Source organism: Oleiphilus sp. HI0061 (assembly GCF_001635675.1).
In genome coordinates this window covers 1-2,238 of the sequence record NZ_LWFE01000952.1, presented here as the reverse complement: position 1 = coordinate 2,238, position 2,238 = coordinate 1, and the positions used below count along the sequence as shown (strand labels likewise).

The 2,238-nt window shown below is 42.4% G+C and carries 3 protein-coding genes; all 3 read left to right on the top strand.

Annotation, left to right across the window (positions count from 1 at the left end; genetic code table 11):
• The first annotated feature begins 88 nt into the window (after nucleotides 1–88).
• Nucleotides 89–406: a hypothetical protein gene (locus A3735_RS11160; protein WP_068510162.1), complete on the top strand. Its 318-nt coding sequence runs from the start codon at nucleotides 89–91 to the stop codon at nucleotides 404–406.
• Nucleotides 403–750, top strand: coding sequence for an IS66 family insertion sequence element accessory protein TnpB (gene tnpB, locus A3735_RS11155; protein WP_068510160.1), 348 nt, complete (start codon nucleotides 403–405; stop codon nucleotides 748–750). The genes A3735_RS11160 and tnpB overlap by 4 nt, the downstream gene beginning before the upstream one ends.
• A 64-nt stretch (nucleotides 751–814) precedes the next feature.
• On the top strand, nucleotides 815–2,238 hold a 1,424-nt coding region (locus A3735_RS11150), incomplete at its 3' end, for an IS66 family transposase (protein ID WP_068638069.1).

The window sequence follows — 2,238 nt, the reverse complement described above, 5'->3', positions numbered from 1 at the left end:
GAAACACAGTAAGCGTCTAGCCAAGCACACATAATACCAAACCCAACAATTAATTACGCTAGTTCCAAAATTCACAAGGAACTAGCACATGACTAAAAAGAACACCAAGAAAGCCAAACACGACTGGCCAAGTATCTTCGATTATCAAAAAGAGAGCGGGTTAACGGTTGCAGAATTCTGCTCCATACATAAAATCAGCACCTCTTCGTTCTACCTCAATAAGCACCGACGCTCGACAGGCAATAATTTTGTCGAAGCGAAAGTTGTTCGGCAAGTGTCTGAACAAGTCACACAGATCACTAGCTCTAAACAAATCATCACGTTAATCACACAAGCAGGTGAACTGACTTTTCCAGATTCGATATCACCTGACTTTTTAGTCAGAGTGATAAAGGGTTTATCATGAAGATGTTTGTTCAGCCTTCCCGCATTTATCTTCACCGGCAGTTTGTCGATTTCAGAAAATCGATTAATGGTTTATCTGTGATCATTGAGTCGGAGATAAATCTTCCCGTCATGAGCGGTGCCTTGTTCATTTTCTGCAACAAAGCCAAAGATAAATTGAAGATACTTTATTGGGATAAAACCGGCTTTGCCTTGTGGTATAAACGGCTTGAAAAAGATAAATTCAAATGGCCAAGCCGTATTGATGAAGCATGTTTAGAATTGAATGAACAGCAGTTGTCTTGGTTGCTGGAAGGCTATGATGTCATCGGTCATCAAGCTGTCGATTATCAAAATATTATGTAATAAAATCAGGTAAATAGTATAAATAAAAACAGCAAGTTAGCGTGTTTTTTGTTAAAATGCACGCATGAAAACAGACATCGAATCACTCCCTGACGACCCTATTTTACTGAAGAAACTNCTCGCAGAAAGAGATGAGACTATCGCTTATCTTACTGAGCAGTTTCGTTTAGCTCAGCATAAACAATTTGGTAAAAGCACTGAAGGCTACCCGGGTCAGGGCGAGCTATTCAATGAACTTGAGCAATTAGCAGATGAGTCTGAAGCGGAACCGACTGAAGCCGAAAAAGAGTCCATCACCTACGAACGCAAGAAACCTGTTCGTAAACCTTTACCCAAAGACTTACCACGCGACGTCATCATTCACGACCTGGCAGACGAAGACAAAAGCTGTGATGACTGCGGTCATGAATTACATCGCATGGGTGAAGATAAAAGCGAGCAGCTTGAATTCATTCCTGCCCAGATCAAAGTCATCGAACATGTGCGACCTAAATATAGTTGTCGTCATTGTGAGCAACATGCAACGAACGTCACGATTAAACAAACGCCGGTTCCGGCTTCACCTATTCCAAAAAGCTTTGCTACGGCGAGCTTGTTAAGCCNAATCATTACCAGTAAATATCAATATGGCTTACCGCTTTATCGACAAGAAAGTCTGTTCAAAGAATATGGCATCCCGCTTAGCCGACAAACGATGTCGAGCTGGTTGCTGAAGTGTACAGACTTACTCAAACCGCTTTATGACAAACTGCATGAAACCCTCTTGCGGCAAAATGTAATACAAGCAGATGAAACCACACTAAAGGTAATCGAATCCGACAAAACCAAATGTTATATGTGGTTATATTGCACCGGTACCGACTCACCCGGCAGCAATCACACAGACATTCCCAATATCGTGCTGTATGACTTCCATGAAAGTCGGGCAAGCCAGTGTGCGATTAATTTTCTACAAGGTCACTCAGGCTATTTACAGGTAGATGGCTATCAAGGTTATGAATCCACCCAAACGACATTAGTGGGCTGTTGGGCACATGCACGACGCAAATTCAAAGAGGCTGATATAGCGCAAAGCAAAGGCAAACCCAAAGCGGGAAAAGCTACTTGGGCGATGACTCACATCAAAAAGCTCTATCGAATTGAAACTGCCATAAAGGATAAATCGCCCAGAGAAAAACAGGCATATCGAGTCGTACATGCGACACCCTTGTTGAAAGAATATAAAATCTGGTTGGATAACTCGATTCTGCAGGTACCGCCTAAATCGGCCTTGGGCAAAGCACTCGCATACAGTTTAAATCAATGGCCAAAGCTGACACGCTACTTAGAAGATGGTCATCTGAATATCGATAACAATCGTGCAGAAAGAGCAATCAAACCCTTCGTGATAGGGCGAAAAAACTGGTTATTCTCAAACACCACTAGTGGTGCCCATGCCAGCAGTGTACTTTACAGTATTGTTGAAACGGCAAAGGCAAATGACCTTGT